The following is a 24,950-nucleotide window of genomic DNA, read 5'->3' on the forward strand; positions in this document are numbered from 1 at the left end:
AGAAGCGGAGCGAGACATGAACAAATCCATCCTGCTGGCGGCATCGGCGTGCGTGTTCGCGGTATGCGGCAGCGGTGCGTATGCGGCGGGCGGCGAGATCGCGGTGATCGTCAAGACGGTCAATTCGAACTACTGGCAGAACGTGCAGAAAGGCGCGAAGGCGGCGCTCGACGGCGCGAAGGGCTACACGATGACGTTCCAGGGCCCGGCGGCCGAGTCCGACATCAGCGGGCAGGTCAACATGGTCGACAACGCGGTCACGCGTCACGTGGCGGGCATCGTGCTCGCGCCGTCCGATCCCGACGCGCTGGTGCCCGCGATCAAGAAGGCGTGGGAAGCGCACATTCCGGTCGTGCTGATCGATTCGGCGATCGCGGATGCCGGCAAGCCGTACTACCAGGCGTTCCTGTCGACCGACAACGAGAAGGCGGGCGCGCTGTGCGCGAAGGCGCTGATCGACCGCGTCGGGCAGTCGGGCAAGATCGCGATCATGTCGTACGTGCCGGGCGCGGGGTCCGAGGTCAGCCGCGTCGGCGGGTTCCGCAAGTACATCGAGAGCCATTCGAAGCTGCAGGTCGTCGGCCCGTACTACTCGCAGTCGCAAATGGCGACCGCGCTGAACCAGACGACCGACGTGCTGTCGGCGAACCCGGACCTGAAGGGCATCTTCGGCGCGAACGAGCCGACCGCGGTTGGGATGGGCCGTGCGCTGAAGCAGTCGGGCAAGGCGGGCAAGGTGGTGGCGATCGGGTTCGACGGCAACGAGGACCTGCAGGGCTTCGTGCGCGACGGCACCGTGCAGGCGATCGCCGTGCAGGGCTCGTGGCAGATGGGGAACCAGGGCGTGCGCACGGCGCTCGACGTGATCGAGCGCAAGCCCGCGCCGAAGCTGATCGACACCGGCGTCGTGATGGTCGACAAGCAGAACCTCGATTCGCAGGCGGCGAAGAATGTCCTGTACTGATCCCTTTCCCGCATCCAGTCACGCCTCATGAACGCACACGATACGCGCACCTTGCCGCGCAGCGGGCTGACGGTGTCCGCACTCGGCCTCGGCTGCTCGCAGCTCGGCGGCCTTTATCGGCCGATGTCGGCCGCCGACGCCGCCGCGCTCGTCGACGCCGCGTGGGCGGCCGGCCTGCGCTACTTCGACACCGCGCCGTATTACGGCTACACGCTGTCCGAGCGGCGCGTGGGGGCGGGGCTCGCCCCGCGCGAGCGCGGCGCCTTCACGCTCAGCACGAAGGTCGGGCGGCTGATGCGGGCCGACGCGAGCGTGCGGCCGGGCGACGACGGCTGGGCCGAGCCGCTGCCGTTCCGGCCCGTCTACGACTACAGCTACGACGGGATCATGCGCTCGCACGACGACAGCCGGCAACGGCTCGGGCTCGCGCGGATCGACATGCTGTACGTGCACGACATCGGCGCGATGACGCACGGCGAGCGTCACGCGCACTACTGGGACCAGTTGACGCGCGGCGGCGGGTTTCGCGCGCTGGATGCGCTGCGTTCGGGCGGCGAGATCGGTGCGTTCGGTCTCGGCGTGAACGAATGGGAAGTCGCGGCCGACGCGCTGAACGAAGCGGCGCTCGATGCGGTGCTGCTGGCCGGCCGCTATACGCTGCTCGAACAGACGGCGCTCGAGCCGCTGCTCGACGCATGCGCCCGTGAAGGGACGGCGATCGTGATCGGCGGCGTGTTCAATTCCGGCCTGCTCGCCGGCAACGGCAAGTTCAACTATGCGGACGCGAGCGCCGACGTGATCGACAAGGCGACGCGGCTCGGCGCGCTGTGCAACCGCTTCGACGTGCCGCTTCCCGCCGCGGCGTTGCAGTTTCCGTTCGGCCATCCGGCCGTCGTGTCGTGCGTGGTCGGCGCGCGCAGCGTGGCTCAGCTGGCGCAGAACATCGCCTGGTTCGAGCGCCCCGCGCCGGCCGAGCTGTGGGAGGCGCTGCGCGACGAAGGGCTGATCGCGGCGCACGCGCCGGTGCCGGGAGCACGCGCATGACCGCACGGATCGACGCCCATCAGCATTACTGGCGCATCGGCGCGCGGGCCGGCTGCTGGCCGCCGGCCGAACTCGCTGCGATTCACCGGGATTTCGGCCCCGCCGAGCTGGCGCCGCTGCTCGACGCCGCGCGCATCGATACCACCGTCCTCGTGCAGTCGCTGCCGAGCGAAGCCGACACGCGCTTTCTGCTCGATCTCGCGGCTGAAACGCCGAGCGTCGGCGCGGTGGTCGGCTGGCTTGACCTGAAGGCCGACGACGCACCGGCGCGGATCGCGGCGTTTGCGTCCGCGCCGAAGGCGCGCGGTTTGCGACCGATGCTGCAGGATCTGCCCGACGACGCGTGGATCGACGATCCGCGGCTGGATCGCGCAGTCGCCGCGATGCTCGAGCACGGGCTGCGGTTCGATGCGCTGGTGATGCCGCGCCATCTCGATGCGCTGCATGCGTTCGCGCGACGCCACCCGGATTTGCCGATCGTGATCGATCACGGCGCGAAGCCGTTCATCGAGCGCGGCGAGATGCAGCCGTGGCTCACGTCGATGCGTCGACTCGCGCACCTGTCGAACCTGCATTGCAAGCTGTCCGGCCTCTGGACGGAGGCGGGGCCGTCGGCCGGCCCGGATGCGGTGCGTGCACGCACGCGGCCGTATGTCCAGGCGCTGGCCGACCTGTTCGGGCCGACGCGCTTGATGTGGGGCAGCGACTGGCCGGTGCTGCGGCTGGCGTCGGCGTGCGGCGGCTACGACGGATGGCTGTCCGCGTGCGAGGACGACGTCGCGCAGTCGCTCGGCGCCGCGGCGCTCGATGGCCTGTTCGGCGGTAACGCACGCCGTTTCTACCGGATCGACACCGCACGCCACGACGAATGAACCCGAACGAAAGGAAACCGACATGCTCAGCGTGATTTGCGAATCCCCCGGCGTGCTGCGCGTGCAGCATCGCGAGCTGCCCGTGCGCGGCAGCGGAGAAGTGCTGTTGCGCGTGCAACGGGTCGGCATCTGCGGCACCGACCTGCACATCTTCACCGGCAACCAGCCGTACCTCGACTATCCGCGCGTGATGGGCCACGAGTTGTCGGCGGTCGTCGTCGAGGCGGAACCGGAGTCGGGGCTCGGCGCCGGCGACGCGGTGTACGTGATGCCGTATCTGTCGTGCGGGCACTGCGTCGCCTGCCGTCACGGCAACACGAACTGCTGCGTGAACATCAAGGTGCTCGGCGTGCATCGCGACGGCGCGCTCGCCGAATACCTGAGCGTGCCCGCGCAGTTCGTGCACAAGGCCGACGGCATTTCGCTCGACCAGGCGGCGATGCTGGAATTTCTCGCGATCGGCGCGCATGCGGTGCGCCGCGCGGACATCCGCGCCGGGCAGCGCGCGCTGGTCGTCGGCGCCGGGCCGATCGGCATGGCCGCGATGATCTTCGCGAAGCTGCGCGGCGCCGACGTCACGTGCCTCGACACGCGGGCCGACCGGCTGGCGTTCTGCCGCCAGCATCTGGCGGTCGATGCGGCGGTGGAGGTGGGGGAAGGGGACGCGGCGCATCTCGCGTCGTTGACGAACGGCGAGTATTTCGATGCGGTGTTCGATGCGACGGGCAACCTCGATGCGATGAATCGCGGGTTCGAATTCGTCGCGCACGGCGGCAAATACACGTTGATCTCGATCGTGCGCGGGCACGTCGCGTTTTCGGATCCCGAATTCCACAAGCGGGAAACCACGCTGCTCGCGAGCCGCAATGCAACGGCCGAGGATTTCGCGACGGTGCTCGACGCGATGCGCGCGGGGCGCATCCCCGACCGCGCGCTGAACACGCACCGGATGCGGCTCGACGAGGTGCCGGACGCGTTGCCGCGTCTGCTGGATGCCGGGCAGACCGTCGTGAAGGCGCTCGTCGAATGCTGATCCGTCGAATCCGGCACGCGGAGCGCACGACATGGTGACGCCGCCGATCCTGCAGTTCGGCACGAGCCGCTTCCTGCTCGCGCACGTCGACCTGTTCGTCTCCCAGGCGCTGGACGCGGAGGAGGCGATCGGCGGCATCGGCATCGTGCAGACGACCGGCAATCCGGCCAGCCGCGCCCGCATCGACGCGTTGCGCGCCACCGGCCGCTATCCGGTGCGGATTCGCGGGCGCGAGCGCGGCGGCGTGGTGGACGAAGTCGTCGAATGCCGCGCCGTGCAGCGCGCGTGGGACGCCGAGCGCGACTGGGCGGACATACGCGGCGCCGCGATCGAGACGGTGCGCGTCATCGTGTCGAACACCGGCGACGCAGGCTATCGCGCCGACCCACGCGACGCCGCGGACCTGCTGGATCACCCGGAGCACGCACCGCACGGCTTTCCGGCGAAGCTGCTCGCGCTGCTGCATGCGCGCTGGCTGGTGCGGCCCGATGACGGCGTGTCGATCCTGCCGTGCGAACTGGTGACGAACAACGGCGACACGCTGCGCGACATCGTGCTGGGCCTCGCGCGCCAGTGGCGGCTGCCCGACGCGTTCGCCGACTATCTGGGCCACCGCTGCACATGGGTCAACTCGCTCGTCGACCGCATCGTGTCCGAGCCGCTGCATCCGGTCGGCGCGATCGCGGAGCCCTACGCGCTTTGGGCGATCGAACGGCGTGCGGGCATGGCGCTGCCGTGCCGGCACGCGCAGATCGTCGTCACCGACGATTTACGTAGCCACGAGCGCCTGAAGCTGTTCTTCCTCAATCTCGGGCACAGCTGGCTCGCGGAGCAGTGGCTCGCGGCCGGGCGCGATGCAGCGCAAACCGTGCTGGACGCGATGAACGATGCGCGGCTGCGCGACGGGCTCGAGGCCGTGTGGCGCGAGGAAGTCGCGCCGGTATTCGTGGCGCTCGGTTTGCGCGAAACGGCCGAACGCTACGTCGACAGCGTGCGCGAGCGCTTGCTCAATCCGTTTCTCGCGCATCGCATCGCCGATATCGCGGTCAACCATCGCGAGAAGGTCGCGCGGCGGATCGCGCCGCTGCTCGCGCTCGCGGATTCGCTCGCGTTGCCGGCCGAACAACCGCGGTTGCGGCAACTCGTCGCCCGCCATGAACCGGCGGCCGGCGCTCCGGCGGCCGGCATCGCAATGACAGGGAGAAAGGCATCGTGAAGCAACCGTCAATCGTGATCCTTCACGGCAACGACAACGTCGCCGTCGCGCTCGATGCGCTGGCGCCTGACGTGCCGATCGACGTGCGCGGCGCACCGCTACGGCTGGCGGACGCGATACCGGCCGGCCACAAGGTCGCCACCGCGCCGATCGCGCGCGGCGGCGCGATCGTCAAATGCGGGCAGCCGATCGGCGTCGCGCTGCGCGACATCGCCGCGGGCGAGCACGTGCACGTGCACAACGTCGGGATGCCCGATCGGCATGCACACGACGGCGCGCCTGCCGACGGCGCGCATGAGGTCGAGACGGATCGCCGCGATACCTTCGACGGCTTCGTGCGGCCCGACGGCAGCGTGGGGACCCGCAACTACGTCGGCGTGATCGCCAGCGTCAACTGTTCGGCGAGCGTGTGTCATGCGATCGCCGATGCGTACCGGCACGGCGCGCTCGATGCGTTCGATCACGTCGACGGCGTCGTCGCGATCACCCATCAGAGCGGCTGCGGCATGTCGGCGACCGGGGACGGCATCGAGCTGCTGCGACGCACGCTCGTCGGCTATGCACGCAACCCGAATTTCGCCGGCGTGCTGCTCGTGGGCCTCGGCTGCGAGGTCAACCAGGTCGGCGCGCTCGCGCAACGGCTCGACGCGGCGGCGCCCGGCACTGTGCGCACGCTGGTGATCCAGGACGAGGGCGGCGTGCGCGACACCGTGGCCAAAGGCGTGTCGATCGTGCGCGAACTGGTGGAGGCGGCCGACGGCGCGCGTCGCAGCGCCGTGCCGGCCTCGCGGCTGACGGTCGGCCTGCAATGCGGCGGGTCCGACGGCTACTCGGGCATCACCGCGAACCCGGCGCTCGGCGCGGCCGTCGATCTGCTGGTCCGCAACGGCGGCACCGCGATCCTGTCCGAGACGCCCGAGATCTACGGCGCCGAGCATCTGCTGATCGCGCGGGCGGCGTCGCGCGACGTGGCCGAGCGTCTGCTCGGCCGGTTGCAGTGGTGGGCGCGCTACGTCGCCGACAACGGCGGCGAAATGAACAACAACCCGTCGCCCGGCAACCTCGCCGGCGGCATCACGACGATTCTCGAGAAGTCGCTCGGCGCGGTGTCGAAGGGTGGCCGCTCGCCGCTGCGCGCGGTCTACGACTATGCGGAGCCGGTACGGCAAGCCGGGCTCGTGTTCATGGATACGCCGGGTTACGACCCGGTGTCGGCCACCGGGCAGATCGCCGGCGGCGCGAATCTCGTGTGCTTCACGACGGGCCGCGGTTCGGTGTTCGGGTCGAAGCCGGTGCCGACGATCAAGATCGCGACGACGACCGGCCTGTTCGAGCGGATGCGATCGGACATGGATTTCGACAGCGGCGGGATCGTCGCCGGTTCGCTCTCGGTCGGCGAAGCGGGCGAGCGGCTGTTCCGGCTGATGCTCGACGTCGCGTCCGGGCGGCCGTCGCGAAGCGAGGAGAATGGGATGGGCGACCGCGAATTCGTGCCCTGGCTGCGCGGCGCGGTCATGTGACGCGCGACGCGGTGTACGGCCGCCCGCGCAATCGGACTGGTAAGGAGACCTTGCGATGGAAACCATCATGCGCAAGCCGGCCGCGGCGATCAGCTGTCGGAACTGGAGAAGGGCCTGCTCGGCGAGGCGCTGCGCTTGCTCGCCGAGACGCGGGCGCGGGCGCTGGAACTCTGTGTCGAGGTGAACCGGCGACAGGGCGGCGCCACGCCGGATGTCCACGACTTCAACCTGCCGACGATCATCGAGCTGCAGCGGCGCTTCGGCACGCGGTCTTGCCCGTCGGGCGAAGCCGGCACGGCGGCGCCCGCCCGCTTTGCGTGAGGCCAGGCTCGGGCCCAAGCCCAAGACGAAGCCCAAGCCCAAGACGAAGACGAAGACGAAGACGAAGCCGAAGCCGATGCCGATGCCGATGCCGATGCCGATGCCGATGCCGATGCCGATGCCGCCCTTGGGCGGCGCCGTTGCGGGATCGATGCCCGCCGCCGACTACGCCGCCGACAGCGTGACCGACACGCCCGTCGCGGTATAAACCGGCGTGGCCTTGAACCCGTCGATCGTCACCGTCGAGAACTTCGCGGCGGCCGCCGCGCCGTCGATCAGCGCGATGGTGTCGCCGGCCTTCGGCGTGTAGCCGTTCACGAATTTCACGTGCAGCGTGCCGCCCGTGACGGTGAGCGGGCCGCCCACGCGCAGGCGTCCGCCGCCGTTGCCGTCGATGTCGAGTTCGAGCGTCGTGTTGTCGAGCTGCGTATAGCGGGTCGCGATCGTCACCGGTGCATTGGCCGCGATCTTCACGCCGCCGCCCGAGCCGACGTACACGTCGCCGTTGCCGAACGCCGTCGTCGACGCGGCCGCGAGCGTGCCGCCGCTCACCTGCGTGCCGCCCGTGTAGCGGTTGTTGCCCGCCAGCGTCAGCGTGCCGCTGCCTTGCAGCGTCAGCTTGCCGGCGCCCGCGACGTCGTTGCGCCACAGGTCGGCCGCATTGAGCCCGCCCTGCGACGCATCCATCGACACGATCACGTTGCCGTTGAACGCGCCGTAGCCGTCGGCGGCCGCGAACAGGTTCAGGCGGCCCCAGCCTTCCGCATCGTCCATGACCGGATAGCCGGACGGCAGTTCGGTGGTCTTCAGCACGACGCGCCGCTGGTCGGCGCTCAGGTACGGGAAGCGCGTCTGCAGCAGGATCTCCGCGCCCTTTGGCACGACCGGCGGCGCGTCCGTCGATTCGATCGCGACGAAGCCGAACGTCATGCGGCGCAGGAACGCGGCCTTGTTCGTCGTGTAGTCGGCGAACCGGTCGGTGGCCGTCGTGCCGGAGTGGGCAAAGGCGGAGAAGGTCGTGGCGCTCGTCGCCGTCAGTTGTTGCAGCGTTTGATGGGCTTGCGTGTACGCGGCCTGTGCGTCGCTGGCGTACGCGGTCAGGTTCGCCGCGCTGACCGCCAGCGCGAGCATGCGGCCGCCGATCACGTCGAGCGGCGAATGCATGCCGGCGAGGATCCGGTTCTCGCCCAGTTCGAGGCCGCGGCTGACCATTTCCTGGAAGCGTTCCGGCACGAGCCACGCCATCGTCGTCGCATCGCGCACAGCCTCGGCCGTGTGGCCGCTGATGAAACCGCCGTCGGTCGCGGGCGTCGTGCTTTCCGCCGGCACGAGCGTCGGCGCGACCACCACGCTCGTGCTCCAGCGGTACGGGCGCGCATATTTGAAGAAGCGCTTCGACGGTTCGGTCGACGCGTTGTTGCCCATTTCGTTGAGCAGGTCGACGACCTTCCCGAAGCTGGCGTTGCCGCTGCTGCTGCCGACGCCGACGTTGTTGCCCGAGTCGTTATAGAGCACCGTCGTCGCGTCGGACGGAATGCTGGTGATGCTGGTCGTCTGCTGGGCCGCGGTGCGCCACGCGGCGGTGAGCGGGCCCATGCCGTCGGTCACGCTGAAGCCCTTGCCGCGCCGGTCGTCGTAGTACGCGGCATCAGCCTGCTGCGGCGTGCGGGCGGTCGTCGCGTTGACCACGTATTGCACGTTGGCCGACAGCACCGCATCGTTCAGGATCGTGCCGCACGACACGCCGCTGTTCGGCAGCCCGGAGCAGGTCGACGGCGAGATGGCCGGGAACGCGCCGTTCGCTGGCGCGCTCACGCCCGCATCGACCAGCATCGTCGCCGGTTGCCAGAGATCGAGGAAGCGGCTCAACACGCGCACCGCGGCGTTGGTCGACAGCGTCGCATAGCGCGCATCGCCGCGCTGGTTGGTCGCGACGTTGTCGACGAACGCGGGCGCGCTCGGGATCGGCGCGCTGTCGACGAAGCCGGGGTCGGCGGGCGGCGCGGGAACGGCCGCGGCGATCGTGCCCGTCGACACGACATCATCGCCGCCGCCGCACGCAGCCAGCACGATCGCACTCGACAAGGCTGCGACGTGCAGCGGGAAACGGCTTCGTGACGCAAACATGCAAGAGTCCATCCTGATGGTCGAAGATGGAGGATTGTGGTGAGCGATCGTTACGCGGCCGTTACGGAATTGTTTCGCATCGGATGCAATGCGCGTGAATTCCCACTATCTGGTTAATTTCGGGTGCTGAGCATGTCGGGCGCGGGATTCGATGCGTCCATCGAGGGCACGCGCACGGCGGGAGGCTATGCGCCGCCCACCCGCGTGTCGAGCCGGAACAGCGATACCGCGTCGGCAAGCCGGCCACCCTGTTCCTCGAGCGACTTCGATGCGGCGGCGGCCTGTTCGACGAGCGCCGCGTTCTGCTGGGTGACTTCATCCATTTGCGTCATGGCCAGATTGACCTGCTCGATGCCGCGGCTCTGCTCGTTCGATGCGGCCGCGATCTCGCCCATGATGTCGGTCACGCGCGCGATCGCATGCGTGACCTGGGTCATCGTCTCGCCCGCGTTGTTCGCGATCTGCGAGCCGTCCTGGATTTTCCGGACCGATTCCGAGATCAGCTCGCGAATTTCCTTCGCGGCGCTCGACGAACGCTGCGCGAGACTGCGGACTTCGCTGGCCACCACGGCAAAGCCGCGGCCCTGTTCGCCCGCGCGGGCGGCCTCCACGGCCGCGTTGAGCGCGAGGATGTTGGTCTGGAAGGCGATCCCTTCGATGATCGCGGTGATCTCGGCGATCTTGGCGGAGCTGGCGCTGATGTCCGTCATCGTGTCGACCATCAGGCCGACTGCCGTGTTGCCGCGCTGGGCGACTTCCGACGCGTTGTTGGCCAGCCCGCTCGCCTGCTGCGCATTGTCGGCGTTCAGGCGCACGGTGGAGGTCAGTTGCTCCATGCTCGATGCGGTCTCCTGCAGTGACGCGGCCTGCTGTTCCGTGCGGGAGGAGAGGTCCTGGTTGCCGGACGCGATTTCGCCGGCGCCCGTCGCGACATTGCCGGATGCCGTGCGGACTTCCGAGATCAGGCGGGTCAGGTTCGCCTGCATGTCGCGCATGGAAGCCAGTACGCTGCCGGCCGGCGCGGCACCGGTCGACGATTCGGTACCGAGGTCGCCGGCGGCGATCCGGCGTGCGATGTCGCTGAGCACGGCAGGCTCCGTGCCGAGCGCGCGCAGCAGGCCGCGGGTGATGAAGACGCCCAGGATCGCCGCGGCGGCTGCCGCCGTGATACACATGACGATCAGCATCAGTCGTTGTGATGCATAGCGGTCGGCCGATTCCGTCACCAGTTGCTCGCCTTGCGCGCGGGCGAACGTCGCATAGGCGTCGGTGGCGCTGACAAGCCTGGCCAGCAGCGGCCGACACTGTTCGTTGATCATCGTGATCGCCTGATCGCGCCGGTTGTTCGCCGCCGCGTCGACGATGGCGCGCGCCACGGGGCCGTACTGCGCCTCGACCGCGCCGATTTGCCGAACCAGTTCGCGGGCCTTGTCGGTCGCGCCGCTCCCCTCGCGCACTGCATTCGTCAGTTCGCCCAGCAGCGCGCCGACGTCGCGGTCGGCCTGCAGCGCCGCGTCCTTCTCGATGTCCGCGTCGCGCGGTGCGGTCGCCAGCACCTGGTTGCGGGCGGCGATCGCACGCCGGTCGACCGCGACGCGAACCTTGTCCGCCAGGATGGCACGGGCGTTGGTGCCATTGACGTAATGGTCGAATGCCGTGTTCGCATTGCCGAGCGATACGATGCCCAGCATGGAGACGAGCAGCACCATGCACGTCAGGAGACTGAACGCCAGGGTCAGCTTCGTGCGAACCGTTAATCGTCGATTATTCATGTGAGCAGTCCAGTTTCATTGATATCAAGTAGCGTTCCTTATTATCGGATTGGTACATGAACAATTTAGGACTGTTGTCCGGCGCAATCGTTTGCGTAGAGGCCGCTGCCGAAAAAGATGCTGGCCACGATCTGTGGCCGATCAGGTCAAGCCACGCGAGCGTGTTGCTCCGTTTCCGCGCAACACACGCGGTTGCGGCCTTCGCGCTTCGCACGATAAAGCGCCATGTCCGCCTGATGCGACAGCGCGTGCACTGACGGAGGGCGCGCGCGATGCCCGGTCGCGCAGCCGATGCTGACGGTGAACGCCGGCACGGTGTCCGCGAACCCGTCGAGCCGGTTGCGTTCGACTTCGCGGCGAATCGCCTCTGCGACCTGCGCGGCCCCGCTTTCGTCCGTATCCGGCAGCACCGCGACGAACTCCTCGCCGCCGTAGCGCGCGGCGAGATCGCCGCGCCGTCGCGTGTGGGTGCGGATGCATTCGGCGAGAAAGCGCAGCGCCGTGTCGCCCACCGCATGGCCGTGCCGGTCGTTGTACTGCTTGAAGTGGTCGGCATCGATGAACAGGATCGACAGGCTGCCGTTGCTGCCCCGCTGCAGCCGTTCCCATTCGTCGCCCAGCGCGATATCGAGTGCGCGGCGGTTGCATAAGCCCGTCAGCGGATCGGTCCGGGTGAGATCCATGAGCAGCGTCTGCTTGCGCAGGTTGTCCCGCAGCGCAAACGCCAGCAGCCAGACCACCGCGCAGAAGAGCGCGCTGATCACGGTGGCGGACACGCCTACCGTCCACGACAGGCGCGTGATGCTCGCCAGCACGTCGCGCTCGGCCGGCGCGACGACGGCGATCAGCGGCGTGCCCGGCACCCGCTGGTACGTATACAGCCGCATGATGCCGTCGATGGTCGAACGAGCGGGGTAGAAGCCCGACTCACTGTGCACCATCCGGTCGAAGGCTTTCGAGCGGCGCAGGTGGTTCATCTGGTTGTCGTTCAACGACGGATTTCTCGCGAGGATCGTGCCGTCCGCGCGCAGGATCGCGCTGACCCCGTTCGGCCCGACATCGAGACCGGACAGGAGCTGCTCGAAATAGGCGATGTCGAGGGCGACCACCGCGATGCCGTTGAACGTATGATCCGGCCGGTCGATCCGGCGCGACAGCGCGATCGATTCCTTGCCGCCGCGCGAGCGTGCGCGATAGGCCTCGGACACGTAGAGGCCGACGTTGTCGGCATCGCGATGGACCTTGAAGTAGTCGCGATCGCTGAAATCCCAACGATGGGTCGTGCCGCAGCAGCCGTCGATCAACTGGCCGCGCCGGTCGGTCACGCCCATGCCGGTCACGTATTGCGCGGCGGTGCGCTCGAACAGCAGGTCGTGCCGCAGCCCGGCATCCATGCGCCGCACCGCGGGCTTGCCGAGATCGGACGCGAGCGCGACCAGCGCGTTGTTCGACGTTTCGACGGTGCGCGCGATCTGGCTCACCAGCACGGCGGCGACGTTGCGCGACGTCTCGTGCGCGTGGTCGATCACTTCGCTGCGCCCGACCCACAGGGTCGCCGCGCTGATCCCGAGCGCCGCCAGCGACATCAACGTGCCCAATGCCCCGACGACAAGGTGGTTGCGTCCGGCCCAGTCGGCGATTTTCTCGATCGAGGTGGTTGCGGCCATGCTCGTGCTCGTGTGGGATGCCGGCGGCAGTGGGGCCGGCGCGGGTCAAACCTGGGTTAACGGCACGGTTAACAGAAAATCGAGGCCGTGCAGGGCCGCCCGTGGGCGCGAGCGATCGCACACGGGAGCGCAAACGTGTGCGAGGCCGCCTGGCTGTTCCTGTCAAGCCCTGCATCGGGCGTTCGCCGCACGCGGAACGATGTGCGGCGACACGCGCCGCCGCCACGTCGATTGATAACCCTTCGACATCAATCCTTCCAAAAATTGCACTTATCGTTTGCCCGGCGACGAGCGAACATGCCGGAAAACGACAATCGATCCACCCCTCCCGCGTATTTCCGGATTTTCAGGAGACACCCGATGCACCCCTCGTCCAGCCTTCCGAACGCCCGTTCGAAGGCCGCTGCGGTTTTCCGCGTCACCGCCGGGAATTTTCTCGAGCAGTTCGACTTCTTCCTGTTCGGCTTCTACGCCACGCAGATCGCCAACGTTTTCTTTCCCGCGCAAAGCGAGTTCGCATCGCTGATGATGACCTTCGCCGTGTTCGGCGCCGGCTTCCTGATGCGGCCGCTGGGCGCCATCGTGCTGGGCGCGTATATCGACGATGTCGGCCGCCGCAAGGGCCTGATCGTCACGCTGTCCATCATGGCGAGCGGCACCGTCCTGATCGCGTTCGTGCCGGGCTACGCGACGATCGGCCTGCTGGCGCCCGCGCTCGTGCTGCTCGGGCGGCTGCTGCAGGGCTTCTCCGCCGGCGCGGAACTGGGCGGCGTCTCGGTGTATCTCGCCGAACTGGCGACGCCCGGCCGCAAGGGCTTCTTCACGAGCTGGCAATCCGCCAGCCAGCAGGTCGCGATCGTCGTCGCGGCGGGCCTCGGCTTCGCGCTCAATCAATGGCTGAGCGCGTCGGCCATCGCCGCATGGGGATGGCGCGTGCCGTTCTTCGTCGGCTGCATGATCGTGCCGTTCATCTTCATGCTGCGCCGTAACCTGGAGGAAACCCAGGAGTTCAAGGCGCGCAAGCATCGCCCGGGCATGAAGGAAGTGTTCGGGACGCTGGTGCAGAACTGGGGCGTCGTGGTGGCCGGCATGATGCTGGTCGCGATGACCACCACGAGCTTCTATCTGATCACGGTCTACGCACCGACCTTCGGCAAGACGGTGCTGCACCTGAGCACCGCCGACAGCCTGCTCGTGACGCTCTGCGTCGGCGTGTCGAACTTCGTGTGGCTGCCGATCGGCGGCGCGCTGTCCGACCGGATCGGCCGCCGGCCGTTGCTGGTCGGCATGACGGTGCTCACCGTCGTGACCGCCTACCCGGCGCTGTCGTTGCTTGCTCACGCGCCGTCGTTCGTCAACATGCTGCTCGTCCTCCTGTGGCTCTCGTTCATGTACGGGATCTATAACGGGGCGATGGTCGTCGCGCTCACGGAAGTGATGCCGGTGCAGGTGCGCGTCGCCGGCTTCTCGCTCGCGTACAGCCTCGCGACGGCCGTGTTCGGCGGCTTCACGCCGGCCATTTCGACCGCGCTCATTCACGCGACGGGCGACAAGGCCGCACCGGGCTACTGGATGAGCTTCGCCGCGGTGTGCGCGCTGCTGGCGACGTTCGCGCTCTATCGTCGCCGCACGGCGACGCTGACGCCCGCGCATTGAGGCCCCGGGCCATCCGGAATGCTTGCCAACCCAGACGAATCCGCACGACCACGACCATGATCATGAGAAACCTGCTCCCGAAATTTTGCGCGGCCGCGCTCGTCCTGGCCACGGCAGTGGCCGCCAACGTGCAGGCCGCCGAACTGCACGTGATGAGCTCGGGCGGCTTCACCGCCGCCTACAAGCTGCTCGGCCCCCGGTTTGCATCAACGACGGGTAACACGCTCGATACCGCGCTCGGCCCGTCGATGGGCAAGTCGCCCGAGGCGATTCCGAACCGGCTCGCGCGCGGCGAGCCCGCCGACGTAGTCATCATGGTCGGCTATGCGCTGGACGACCTGATCAAGCAGGGCAAGGTCATCCCCGGATCGCGCGTCGAGCTGGCCGACTCGCGCATCGGCGCGGTCGTGCGCGACGGCTCGGCAAAACCCGACGTCGGTTCCCCCGAAGGTCTCAAGCAGGCGCTGCTGCACGCGAAGTCGATCGCGTATTCGGACAGCGCGAGCGGCGTCTACATCGAGCGCGAGCTGTTCAAAAAACTCGGCATCGAGGATCAGGTGAAGTCGAAGGCGAAGATGATTCCGCGGATTCCGGTGGCATCGGTCGTCGCGAACGGCGACTACGAGATCGGCTTCCAGCAGGTCAGCGAGCTGCTGCCGGTCAAGGGGGCGACCTTCGTCGGCAAGATCCCCGAATCGCTGCAGTCGGTCACGCGCTTCGCGGCCGGCATCCCCGTCGGCGCGCAGCATCCGGCTGAAGCGAAGGCACTGCTCGACTACCTTGCGTCGCCCGACGTGCAGGCCGACGTGAAATCGACCGGGCTGGATTCCGTCCCCGCTCATTGAGCCTGATCGACGGGAAGGTTGGCGTCAGACCGCCTTCCCGTCACCGTCACCGTCGCCGCCGGCCTCCGTGGCGGCACTCTCCGCATCGACCCCGTTCGGGGCGACCGGCCCCCTGGCAGCGAGCCGCTGCGCAAGATGCGTGCGATCGCATGCGCCTTCCCACATCGACACGAAGATCACCGCGCACGCATTGCTGATCACGCTCGTCAGCGCACGCGCCTCGGACATGAAACGGTCGATGCCGACCAGCAGTGCGACACCGGCGACGGGCAGGTCGCGCATGACGGCGAGCGTGGCGACCAGCGCCACCAGCCCGCTACCGGAAACACCGGCCGCGCCCTTGGAGGTGAGCAGCATCACGGCGAGCATCACGGCGATCTGGGACGCGGAAAGGGGCACGTCGCACGCCTGCGCGATGAACAACGCGGCGAGCGTCAGATAGATCGCGGTGCCGTCCAGGTTGAACGAATAGCCCGCCGGCAGCACGAGCCCCACGACACCCTTGTCGCACCCGAGCGATTCCAGCTTGACGATCAGGCGCGGCAGAACAGGCTCCGACGACGACGTCGCGAGGACGATGAGCAACTCTTCGCGCAGGTAGCGCAACAGCCGCCACAGCGCGAAGCCGTGCAGGCGCGCGAGTGGCGCGAGCACCAGCGCGACGAACAGCGCGCAGGCCGCATAGAAGGACACCACCAGCTTCGCGAGCGAGCCGACCGAACCGATCCCGAAGCGGCCCACCGTGAAGGCCATCGCGCCGAATGCGCCGAGCGGGGCGAGCCGCATGATCATCGCGAGCACGCGAAAGACCACCTGGGCGACCCCGTCGATCAGCGCAAGAACGGGCTGCCCGGCCCGCCGGTGCGCATTCAGCGAGAAGCCGAACAGCAGCGACAGCAGCAGCACCGGCAACACCTCGCCTTGCTGGAACGCGCCGAGCATCGTATCGGGGATCACGCTCAGCCCGAATGCCACGAGCCCGCGCGGCTGCGCCTCCTTCGCGTACTGCGCGAGGATGCTCGCATCGAGATGGTGAACGTCGATGTGCAGGCCGGCGCCGGGACGCAGCACGAACGCGATGACGAGCCCGACGGCGAGCGCGACGGCGGTCAGCAGATAGAAGAGCGCCAGCGCCCGGACGATCGTGCTGCCGATGGCTTTCCCGTTCGCCAGCGACGTGATGCCCGAGACGATCGTGCAAAAGACGATCGGCGCGATGGTCATCCGCACGAGCCCGACGAACGCGTCGCTGAGCGGTTTGAGCGTCGCGCCCGCGTCAGGCCATACGTGACCGACGGTCACGCCGAGCAGCATCGCAAGCAGGACCTGCACGTAGAGCGATTTGAGCAGCCTGGCCAACCTCACGGAACGGTCTTCCTTCGTGTCGCTTGTGTCGTTGTCACGCCGAGGCATCGCTGCTTGCGATGCCGTCGCGCTTCGCGTCGACGATCATCCGGTGAAACGCCTCGGCGGCCGGCGTGAGCGGCCGTCCGCGCCGCTTGACGATGCCCACCCGGCGTTTGACGACCGGCTCGACGAGCGGCACGCTCGTGAGAATCGGATGGTCGTGCCCGGGCATCGCCATCGAGGGCACCGCGGCGACGCCGAGCCCCGCCTCGATCAAGCCGAGCAGGGTCGTCACGTGGCGCGCTTCGCACACGCTCGGCCCACGCGGCGCCACGGCGGCCAGCGCCTGGTCGAGCAACAGACGGTTCCCGGAAGTCTTGTCCACCGACACGTAATCGTGCTCGTACAGTTCGTTCCAGGTCACGCGCTTCTTGCGCGCGAGCGGATGGTCGCGGCGGCACGCGGCGACGAAGCGTTCCTGGAGCAGCATCTTGAACTCGATGTCGGCTTCCTGGCTGCCCATGAAGCTCACGCCGAAATCGGCTTCGCCGCTGATGACGGCGCCCAGCACCTCGTTCGCGCTCGCGTCCAGCAGCTTGACCCGGATGCGCGGAAAGCGCCGATGATAGCGCGCGATGATGGCCGGCAGAAAGTAGTAGGCGACCGAGGGCACGCACGCGATGGTCACATGGCCCAGGCGGCTCGACGACACGTCGCGAATGCCGAGCAGCGCCGCGTCGAGATCGTCGAGCAGTTGTTCGGCGCTCTGGGCGAACACGCGGCCGACCGTGGTGAGCGCGACGCGACGCGTGGTGCGCTCGAACAGGCGCACGCCCAGCGCTTCCTCGAGCTTGTCGATCCGGCGGCTCAACGCGGGCTGGGAAATGCTGACCGATTCCGCGGCCTTTCGGAAGCTGCCCGTTTCCACGACCGCGCGAAACGCCTGCAAGTCGTTCAAGTCGAAGTTGATCCCCACGGGCGCGTCTCCGCATCTCAGATGGGGCGTATTTTGCATGATTTCGCCGGGCGGCCGCATCGGCGGGGCATGCATCCGCGCCACCCTTGATCGCAACCGCGTGCGCGAGGGTGCGGTCTTGCCGCCGATCCGCCGCGCGTCGATGTCGATGGAGCGTCGCGGCCCCGGGCGTTACGGCGCAAGCAGGCCGCGTGCGGCCAGATTCGCATACAGCGCGCGCACGCCGAAGGTCCACGGCGCGATCTCGGTGCACAGCCGCACGGTGTTGACGAGTGCGCCGAGTGCGGGCGTGGAGACGGTGACGCGGTCGCCCAGGTGATGCGTGAATCCGCCGCCGGCCGCGTCGCGGTCCTGGATCGGCGAAAACATCGTGCCGAGGAACAGCATGAAACCGTCCGGATACTGGTGATGCGCGCCGCAGGTCTGCGCGACGAGGTCGAGCGGGTCGCGGCTGATCTCGCGCATGTGGCTGATGCCGTCGAGGACGAAGCCGTCGTCCGCGCCTTCGACGCGCAGCGACACGCTGGCCTCGCGCACGTTGTCCAGCGTGAAACCGTCATCGAACAGCCGCACGAACGGGCCGATCGCGCACGAGCCGTTGTTGTCCTTGCATTTGCCGAGCAGCAGCGCCGAGCGGCCTTCGATGTCGCGCAGGTTCACGTCGTTGCCGAGCGTCGCGCCCACCGGCCTGCCGCCGCTGGAAACCGCGAGCACGATCTCCGGTTCGGGGTTGTTCCAGACCGATACCGGCAGCAGCCCCACGTCCGCGCCGAAGCCCACCGCCGACATCGGCTGCGCCTTCGAGAACACCTCGGCATCGGGGCCGATGCCGACTTCCATGTATTGCGACCACGCGCCGCGGCGTTCGAGTTCCGCCTTCAGACGCAGCGCGGCGTCCGAGCCCGGCACGATCTTCGACAGATCGGTGCCGATGGTGGCCGCGATGGTTGCGCGCACGTCCGCTGCTTTCACCGGGTCGCCGCCGGCCTGTTCCTCGATCACGCGCTCGATCAGGCTGACGGCGAAGGTCACGCCGCAGGCCTTGATGGCCTGCACGTCGCACGGCGCGAGCATGTGGGTCGCGCCGCGCGTGCCGTCGAGCGCCGCCTGCAGCAGCGGCTCGACGCGGCCGAGCGATTCGCCGGGCGCCGTGCGGGCGAGGGCGACCGCGTCGGGGCGGTCGAACAGGTCCGCGGTGGTCGGTACGTTGCGCGTGATGTCGATCACTTCGCCGTCGCGCACGGCAACGACGCTCGGGCCCGCATGGGCGCCGTCGTGCCGCCACACACGGCCGATCAGCAGCGCTTGCGCCAGATCGTGCGGCAGGCAGTCGGAAACGGAAAGAGTACGCATGGTCAGCTCGGCAAGGGTCGTGGCAGGGAGGATCAGTGCGAATGGCGCGGGTTGCCGCGTTGTTCGATCACCTTCAGGTACAGCGTGGCGGGCTCGAGGCAGCCGCCGGTGGACAACTGGCCGACGAACTGGCGATAGAGTGCCTGCCATGGCGTTTGCGCCTGCGGCACCGTGCAGCTCGCCGTCTCGCGACGGCGCGCGAGTTCATCCTCGTCCACGAGCACGTCGACGCTGCGGCGATTCAGGTCCACGCGAATGCGGTCGTTCGTGCGCAGCAGCGCGAGGCCGCCGCCGACCGCCGCCTCGGGCGACACGTTCAGGATCGACGGGCTGGCCGACGTGCCGCTCTGGCGCCCGTCGCCCAGGCAGGGCAGCGAGCTCACGCCGCGCTTCACGAGTTCGGCCGGCGGCGCCATGTTGACGACTTCCGCGCTGCCCGGGTAGCCGACCGTGCCGCAGCCGCGAATCACGAGGATGCAGCGCTCGTCGATGTTCAGCGCGGGATCGTTGATGCGCGCGTGGTAGTCCTCGGGGCCTTCGAACACGATCGCGCGGGCCTCGAACGTGTTCTCCGCGCCCGGCTCGGCCAGATAGGTCCGGCGGAACGCTTCACCGACCACCGACATCTTCATGATCGCGCTGTCGAAGAAGTTGCCCGACAGCACCATGAAGCCCGCGCCATGCTTGAGCGGTGCGACGGGCGTATGGATCACGTCGCGGTCGGCGTCGGGCGCGGTGTCGGCGATCTCGCCGATCGCGCGGCCGGACACGGTCAGGCAGTCGCGCCGCAGCAGGCGGGCCGCATCGAGCTGGCGCAGCACCGCGGGCACACCGCCGGCGCGGTGGAAGCTCTCGCCGAGGTATTCGCCGGCCGGCATGCAGTTGACGAGCAGCGGCACGGATTCGCCGAGGCGTTGCCAGTCGTCCAGGCTCAGTTCGACGCCCATGTGGCGCGCGATCGCGATCAGGTGCGGCGGGCAGTTGGTCGATGCGCCGAGTGCGGACGCGACGACGATCGCATTCTCGAACGCCGCGCGCGTCATGATCGCCGACGGGCGCACGTCTTCGCGCACGAGCTCGACCGCGCGCTTGCCGGTGGCGTACGCCATCTGGCCGCGCTCGCGGTACGCGGCGGGGATGCTCGCGCAGCCCGGCAACGACATGCCGAGCGCCTCGGCCAGGCTGTTCATCGACAGCGCGGTGCCCATGGTGTTGCAATGGCCGATCGACGGCGACGAAGCCGTGGTCAGCTGCATGAAGCCTTCGTAGTCGATCTCGCCGGCGGCGAGCAGGTTGCGCGCATGCCAGATCACCGTGCCCGAGCCGACGCGCTTGCCGTCGTGCCAGCCGTCGAGCATCGGCCCGCCCGACAGCACGATCGCCGGCAGGTCGACGGTCGCGGCCGCCATCAGGCAGGCAGGCGTGGTCTTGTCGCAACCGGTGGTCAGGACCACGCCATCCAGCGGGAAGCCGTGCAGCACTTCCACCAGCCCGAGGTACGCGAGGTTGCGGTCGAGCGCGGCGGTCGGCCGGCGGCTTTGCTCGGCCAGCGGATGCACGGGGAATTCCATCGGAATGCCGCCCGCGTCGCGGATGCCCGCCTTCGTGCGCTCGGCCAGTTCGATGTGGTGGCGGTTGCACGGCGCGAGGTCGCTGCCCGTCTGCGCAATGCCGATCACGGGGCGGCCCGACTGCAACTCCTCGCGCGTCAATCCGTAGTTCATGAAGCGCTCGACATAGAGCGCGGTCATGTCGGCATGCGCGGGATCGTCGAACCATTCCTGGCTGCGCAGGCGGCGCGGGGGCTGTGACATGGCGGGCTGTCTCCGAAGGGGCCTCGTTCATTGTTGCGTGCCGGATTGGTACCGGTAACATAGAGCGGATGTTAGCACGGGGTTTTTGCGTGAAGGAAGGGAATTTTTGGGTGCGGGCGGCGCAGGGGAGGGAGAAAGCGCGGCGCGCGATGCACCGGTTTCGATCCAGTCGAACGGCACCGTATCGACGCACATCGGCCGTCAACCCGGCCTTTCGTTCATGCGATGGCGGGGCGGCTTAAGGACAGGGGAGCGGTGCGCAATCGCGTCGTTCGCGCGCGCCTCGAGCGCACGCCGGTGCTCGCCGGGCGCGACCGGCCCGGTCGCCGGCCCGTCACGCGCTTTCGCGCGCGACGATCGTGTAGTCGATACGGATGCTTTGCGAATCGACCGGCTCGCCGCCGTCGCGCGCCTGCAGTGCCGCCAGCAGCGCCTCGCCCGTGCGCAGGCCGATGCCGTATGCGTCGACCGATACGGTCGTGATGGCAGGGTGGCAGCACGTCGCCACTTCGAAGTTCCCGAAGCCGGCCACCGCGATGTCCTCGGGCACGGACAGGCCGCGCCGGTGGCATTCCATGATCGCGCCGAATGCCGACATGTCGCTGACGCACATCACGGCATCGGTGTCCGGCCACTGCGCGAGCAGGGCCGCCATCGCGGGCCCGCCGTGGCTCATGGTGATCGGCGATTCGCCCAGCCGCACGATGCGCGGCTCACCGAGTTTCAGCGCCTTGATCTCCGCCTGGTATCCCTTGAGCCGGTCGAGGCCGCGCCGATCCAGCTCGCTCGCGCCGCCCAGAAAACCGATGCGCCGGTAACCGCGCTCGGCCAGATGCCGCACCATCGCACGTGCGGCGCGCACGTTCGAGAAGCCGACGGCGGTGTCGATCGGATGCGTGGGCAGGTCCCACATCTCGACCACGGGAATGGCCGAGCGCTCCAGCACCTTGCGCGTCGCATCGGTGTGCTGCGCCCCCGTCAGCGCGATGCAGCGCGGCTGGTGCCGCAGCATCGAACGAACCAGGCGCTCTTCGCGTTCCAGGTCGTAATCGGTGTCGCCGAGCAACAGTTGCAGGCCATGCGGTTCGAGCGCATCGGTCAGGCCGCGCACGGTGTCGGAGAAGTTGGAGCTCGACAGCGACGGCACCAGCACCGCGACGAATTCCGATCGCCCCGACGACAACGCGCCGGCGGCCGCGTCGGCCACGTAGCCGAGCTGGTCGATCGCCGCGCAGACCCGCGCGCGCGTCTCGGTGGCCACGCTGTGGCCGGCGAGCACGCGCGACACAGTCATCTTCGATACGCCGGCGAGGCGCGCTACGTCGGACATGCGGGGCGGCCCGGCAGGCCGGACGGCGGTGGGACTGGGCATCGGAATCGCGATCGGACGGAAGCTGGAAAGGCTCCATCATACCGGTGCCGCAGCCGCGTTCATGCGTGCCGCGCCGCCCCGTCGCGGTGATGCGCGCACTAGGGAAACCACGCGTTCGCCGGCGCTTGTACGCGCCGGTTGACGCGTGCTACCTTCCAATGCGTTACCGGTATCAGTGCGTCGATTGCTCCCCGCTGCCTCATCGGCGTTTTTTTTGCCACGGAATGTTATCGGTAACATCGATGTGTCGAAGAACCGCCGGTACGAAGAAGACCTACACAATCAGGAGACAGACCGATGCCATCCATTACGCAGGCCGCTGCCGCCCCGGCCGCGGCCGATTCATCCGACGATGCCCTGTATCGCAAGGTGATGCGGCGCATCCTGCCGTTGCTGCTGCTCTGTTACGTCGTGGCCTATCTGGATCGCGTGAACGTGGGCTTTGCGAAGCTGCAGATGCTCGACGACCTGAGCTTGAGCGACGGCGTCTATGCGCTCGGCGCCAGCATTTTCTTCTGGGGCTATTTCCTGTTCGAGATGCCCAGCAACCTGTTGCTGCACCGCTACGGCGCGCGCTTCTGGATCGCGCGGATCATGATCACGTGGGGCATCGTGTCGTCGTCGATGGCGTTCATCGTGCCGCTCGCGCAGTTCTTCCACGTGCAGACGTCCACCATGTTCTACACGTTGCGCTTCCTGCTGGGCCTGTGCGAAGCCGGCTTTTTCCCGGGCGTCATCCTGTACATGAACTACTGGTTTCCGGCGCGCCGCCAGAGTGTGGCCATGTCGGGATTCCTGGTCGCGATCCCGCTGAGCCTGACGCTCGGCAGCGTGGTCTCCGGCTGGCTGATGGAGCACACGCACGGTCTGTCGGGCATGAGCGGCTGGCAATGGATGCTGCTGCTCGAAGGGCTGCCGTCGATCGTGGTGGCGTTCGTCGTGCTGGCGTGCCTCGGCGATGGCCCGCAGTCGGCAAAGTGGCTATCCGGCGACGAAAAGGCACGGCTGGCGCGCAACCTCGAAACCGAAGCCGCGCACAAGTCGCACAGCATCGGCGCCGCGCTGCGCAGCCCGCGCGTCTGGCTGCTCACCTTCATCCTGCTCACGTTCAATACCGGCTTCTACGGGCTGGCGTTCTGGCTGCCGTCGATCATTCGCGCGTCGGGCGTGCAGAGCCCGCTGCATATCGGCGTCCTGACCGCCATTCCGTACCTGACGGCCATCTTCGCGATGGTGTGGAACGCGTCGCACTCGCGCAAGACCGGCGAGCGCCGCCTGCACGCGGCGATTCCCGCGCTGATCGGCGGGGTCGGCCTGATCGCGAGCGCGGCGTTGGCGCACAACGTCGCGCTGTCGATCGTATTCCTGACCATCGCGACGTGCGGCATCCTCGCGCTGATGCCGATCTACTGGACCTTTCCGGGGCAGATACTTTCCGGCACGGCCGCGGCGGCCGGCATTGCGCTGAACAACTCGGTGGGCAACCTGTCCGGGTTCACGGGCTCGATGATCACCGGTGTTGCCAAGCAGATGACCGGCGACATCAACAACGGCACCTATGCGCTGGGCGCGTGCCTGCTGGTCAGCTGCGTGCTGATCGCGTTGATTCCGCGCGACGTGCTGCAGCCGCCGGCAGGGCGGTAGGGCGTTCGGCCGGGCGGGGCATCGCGCTGCCCGGCGTTGGATGTCTCACGGCACGTGGGATCGTCACAAGCGGGACTTTCGGCAAAAGCGGGACCTCGTGTGAGTTCGCTCGACCCTCACACGCGGCATGCCGGATGCCTCGAGCCACGGACACCTGGCGCACGACCCGGCTGTCTCGTAGGCGGCCGTCATGCGTCCTCCAGTGCGAAGCGCACCCTGTTTCCGAGCGTGCGCAACCGTTCGACCGGTTCGTTCGAGAACACGAAACGGACATACTGCTCGCCGTGTGCGACGCCCCATCCGGTCATCGCCGTCGCACATACGCCGCGGCGCAGCAACCGCTCCGACATCTGCGATCCGGTCAGGCCGAAGTCGGAGACACGCAGCAGCATCGACCAGCCGCCCGCCGGCATGCCGAACGGGAGCCCGGACAATTCGGCGGCGATCGTGTCACGCCGCCTTTCGAGTTCGCTCACGTAGCCGGGGAGATCTGACGCAGAATGTTCGAGCGCGACCGCCGCAGCCTCCTGGGCAATGCCGACCGGTACCACGACATTGGCGAGCGACACGGCCACCAGATCGGGAATCAGCCATTCCGGCGCGACGATCCAGCCGACCCGCCAGCCAATCATGCGCAGCTCCTTCGACGCCGCGCCGACCGTCACCGTCCGCTCGGCCATGCCGGGCAGGCCGGCGGGATGGATGACCATGCGTCCATCGAACAGCAGCCGCTCCATCGCACTGTCGAGGATCAGCAGCAGATCGTGCTGCACACACAGGCTCGCGATCAGTTGCCAGTCGGACGCATCGAAGACACCGCCCGAAGGCATCGACGGCGACATCAGCAGCATGGCCCGCGTTTTCGGGCCGATTGCCGCCCGCAGCGCGGCCTGATCGAGCTTCCATTCGCCGCCCGGCGTGAAGGCAAACGGGACTTGCCGCGGCACGCTGCCCGCCAGGCGGATGCGGTTCAGCAGACCCGCGTAGGTCGGATCGGTGACGATCACTTCGTCGCCGGTCTCGACGGTGGCAAGCAGCGTGTTCAGAATGCCGGAGAGCCCGCCCGCCGACACCACCACCTGGTCGGCCGTGAAGCGCTGCCCCGAAAGCGCCGACACGTGGGCGGCAGCGCTCGCGCGCAGCCGATCCTGACCGACGAACGGCAAATAGGAGTTGGCCGAGTCTCGCTCGATGGCCTCCCGGGTGAAGGCAAGCGCCTCCGCAGTGGGCGGGATGTCGGTATCGAGATTTTCGAGCCGCAACAGGTCGACGTCGGCATGATCGGCGATCGAACCCATGCGATCGACGCCGATGCCGGCAATGTGCTGCAGACGCACAGGACGGTGGTGGCGCATCGGGCCTCCAGTTTTGTTACAATTTAATAGATAATATATGCATGGTGGTCGG

Annotated in this window: 19 protein-coding genes; 10 read left to right on the forward strand and 9 right to left on the reverse strand. The window is 68.1% G+C overall.

Going from position 1 to position 24,950, the window contains the following annotated elements:
* Positions 1-16 precede the first annotated feature (16 nt).
* The 7 genes from CFB43_RS33190 (at position 17) to CFB43_RS33220 (ending at position 6,970) form a co-directional block, all read left to right on the forward strand.
* Positions 17-964 carry an ABC transporter substrate-binding protein gene (locus CFB43_RS33190; protein WP_059587348.1) on the forward strand — a complete coding sequence of 316 codons (948 nt, stop codon included), beginning with the start codon at positions 17-19 and terminating at the stop codon, positions 962-964.
* A 27-nt stretch (positions 965-991) separates the two neighbouring features.
* A complete protein-coding gene (locus CFB43_RS33195; protein WP_089498374.1) occupies positions 992-2,008 on the forward strand; it encodes an aldo/keto reductase in 1,017 nt (338 codons plus the stop codon).
* The gene (locus tag CFB43_RS33200) at positions 2,005-2,880 is read left to right on the forward strand and encodes an amidohydrolase family protein (protein WP_089498375.1); all 876 of its coding nucleotides are present in this window, start codon (positions 2,005-2,007) and stop codon (positions 2,878-2,880) included. Before CFB43_RS33195 ends, CFB43_RS33200 begins: the two co-directional genes overlap by 4 nt.
* A gap of 22 nt (positions 2,881-2,902) precedes the next feature.
* Entirely contained in the window at positions 2,903-3,913 is a 1,011-nt protein-coding gene (locus CFB43_RS33205) for a zinc-binding alcohol dehydrogenase family protein (RefSeq protein ID WP_089498376.1), read from the forward strand.
* Positions 3,914-3,947: 34 nt separating this feature from the next.
* Entirely contained in the window at positions 3,948-5,129 is a 1,182-nt protein-coding gene (locus CFB43_RS33210; protein ID WP_089499036.1) for a D-mannonate oxidoreductase, read from the forward strand.
* Positions 5,126-6,649: a UxaA family hydrolase gene (locus tag CFB43_RS33215; protein ID WP_089498377.1), complete on the forward strand. Its 1,524-nt coding sequence runs from the start codon at positions 5,126-5,128 to the stop codon at positions 6,647-6,649. The genes CFB43_RS33210 and CFB43_RS33215 overlap by 4 nt, the downstream gene beginning before the upstream one ends.
* Before the next feature lie 135 nt (positions 6,650-6,784).
* On the forward strand, positions 6,785-6,970 hold the full coding sequence (locus tag CFB43_RS33220) for a hypothetical protein (RefSeq protein WP_256990170.1): 186 nt from the start codon (positions 6,785-6,787) through the stop codon (positions 6,968-6,970).
* Between the two features lie 165 nt (positions 6,971-7,135).
* Here CFB43_RS33220 and CFB43_RS33230 read toward each other — a convergent pair whose 3' ends face one another.
* The 3 genes from CFB43_RS33230 to CFB43_RS33240 form a co-directional block, all read right to left on the reverse strand.
* Positions 7,136-9,097, reverse strand: a complete 1,962-nt coding sequence (locus CFB43_RS33230) for a phosphatase PAP2 family protein (RefSeq protein ID WP_089498380.1) — start codon at positions 9,095-9,097, stop codon at positions 7,136-7,138.
* Positions 9,098-9,282: 185 nt separating this feature from the next.
* Positions 9,283-10,869 carry a methyl-accepting chemotaxis protein gene (locus tag CFB43_RS33235; RefSeq protein WP_089498381.1) on the reverse strand — a complete coding sequence of 529 codons (1,587 nt, stop codon included), beginning with the start codon at positions 10,867-10,869 and terminating at the stop codon, positions 9,283-9,285.
* Between the two features lie 146 nt (positions 10,870-11,015).
* A complete protein-coding gene (locus tag CFB43_RS33240) occupies positions 11,016-12,536 on the reverse strand; it encodes a sensor domain-containing diguanylate cyclase (protein ID WP_089498382.1) in 1,521 nt (506 codons plus the stop codon).
* 360 nt (positions 12,537-12,896) lie between these two features.
* Between CFB43_RS33240 and CFB43_RS33245 the strand changes: the two genes are divergently transcribed.
* Together CFB43_RS33245 and CFB43_RS33250 are read left to right on the forward strand one after the other, a co-directional pair.
* Positions 12,897-14,192 (forward strand): MFS transporter, encoded by a 1,296-nt coding sequence (locus CFB43_RS33245; protein WP_089498383.1) that lies wholly within the window; start codon positions 12,897-12,899, stop codon positions 14,190-14,192.
* A gap of 62 nt (positions 14,193-14,254) precedes the next feature.
* The gene (locus CFB43_RS33250; protein ID WP_089499037.1) at positions 14,255-15,037 is read left to right on the forward strand and encodes a substrate-binding domain-containing protein; all 783 of its coding nucleotides are present in this window, start codon (positions 14,255-14,257) and stop codon (positions 15,035-15,037) included.
* Between the two features lie 24 nt (positions 15,038-15,061).
* On the opposite strand, the gene dctA is transcribed toward CFB43_RS33250, so the two are convergent.
* From dctA to CFB43_RS33275, 5 genes are all read right to left on the reverse strand, one after another.
* The gene (gene dctA / locus CFB43_RS33255; RefSeq protein ID WP_089499038.1) at positions 15,062-16,402 is read right to left on the reverse strand and encodes a C4-dicarboxylate transporter DctA; all 1,341 of its coding nucleotides are present in this window, start codon (positions 16,400-16,402) and stop codon (positions 15,062-15,064) included.
* A 34-nt stretch (positions 16,403-16,436) separates the two neighbouring features.
* Positions 16,437-17,360 (reverse strand): LysR family transcriptional regulator, encoded by a 924-nt coding sequence (locus CFB43_RS33260; protein ID WP_089443889.1) that lies wholly within the window; start codon positions 17,358-17,360, stop codon positions 16,437-16,439.
* A 171-nt stretch (positions 17,361-17,531) separates the two neighbouring features.
* Entirely contained in the window at positions 17,532-18,713 is a 1,182-nt protein-coding gene (locus CFB43_RS33265) for a fumarylacetoacetate hydrolase family protein (RefSeq protein WP_089498384.1), read from the reverse strand.
* A 32-nt stretch (positions 18,714-18,745) separates the two neighbouring features.
* Positions 18,746-20,527 carry an IlvD/Edd family dehydratase gene (locus tag CFB43_RS33270; RefSeq protein WP_089498385.1) on the reverse strand — a complete coding sequence of 594 codons (1,782 nt, stop codon included), beginning with the start codon at positions 20,525-20,527 and terminating at the stop codon, positions 18,746-18,748.
* 334 nt (positions 20,528-20,861) lie between these two features.
* Complete coding sequence (locus tag CFB43_RS33275; RefSeq protein ID WP_179254959.1) at positions 20,862-21,899, reverse strand: LacI family DNA-binding transcriptional regulator; 1,038 nt, start codon at positions 21,897-21,899, stop codon at positions 20,862-20,864.
* A 297-nt stretch (positions 21,900-22,196) separates the two neighbouring features.
* Here CFB43_RS33275 and CFB43_RS33280 point away from each other — a divergent pair, with 297 nt between their 5' ends.
* On the forward strand, positions 22,197-23,543 hold the full coding sequence (locus CFB43_RS33280; protein WP_089498387.1) for an MFS transporter: 1,347 nt from the start codon (positions 22,197-22,199) through the stop codon (positions 23,541-23,543).
* 188 nt (positions 23,544-23,731) lie between these two features.
* Here the strand turns inward: CFB43_RS33280 and CFB43_RS33285 are convergent, their stop codons facing one another.
* Positions 23,732-24,898 (reverse strand): pyridoxal phosphate-dependent aminotransferase, encoded by a 1,167-nt coding sequence (locus tag CFB43_RS33285; protein ID WP_089498388.1) that lies wholly within the window; start codon positions 24,896-24,898, stop codon positions 23,732-23,734.
* Positions 24,899-24,950: the final 52 nt, after the last annotated feature.

Origin of the sequence: Burkholderia sp. AU15512 (assembly GCF_002223325.1) — a bacterium.
In the GTDB taxonomy this organism is placed as follows: Bacteria; Pseudomonadota; Gammaproteobacteria; order Burkholderiales; family Burkholderiaceae; genus Burkholderia.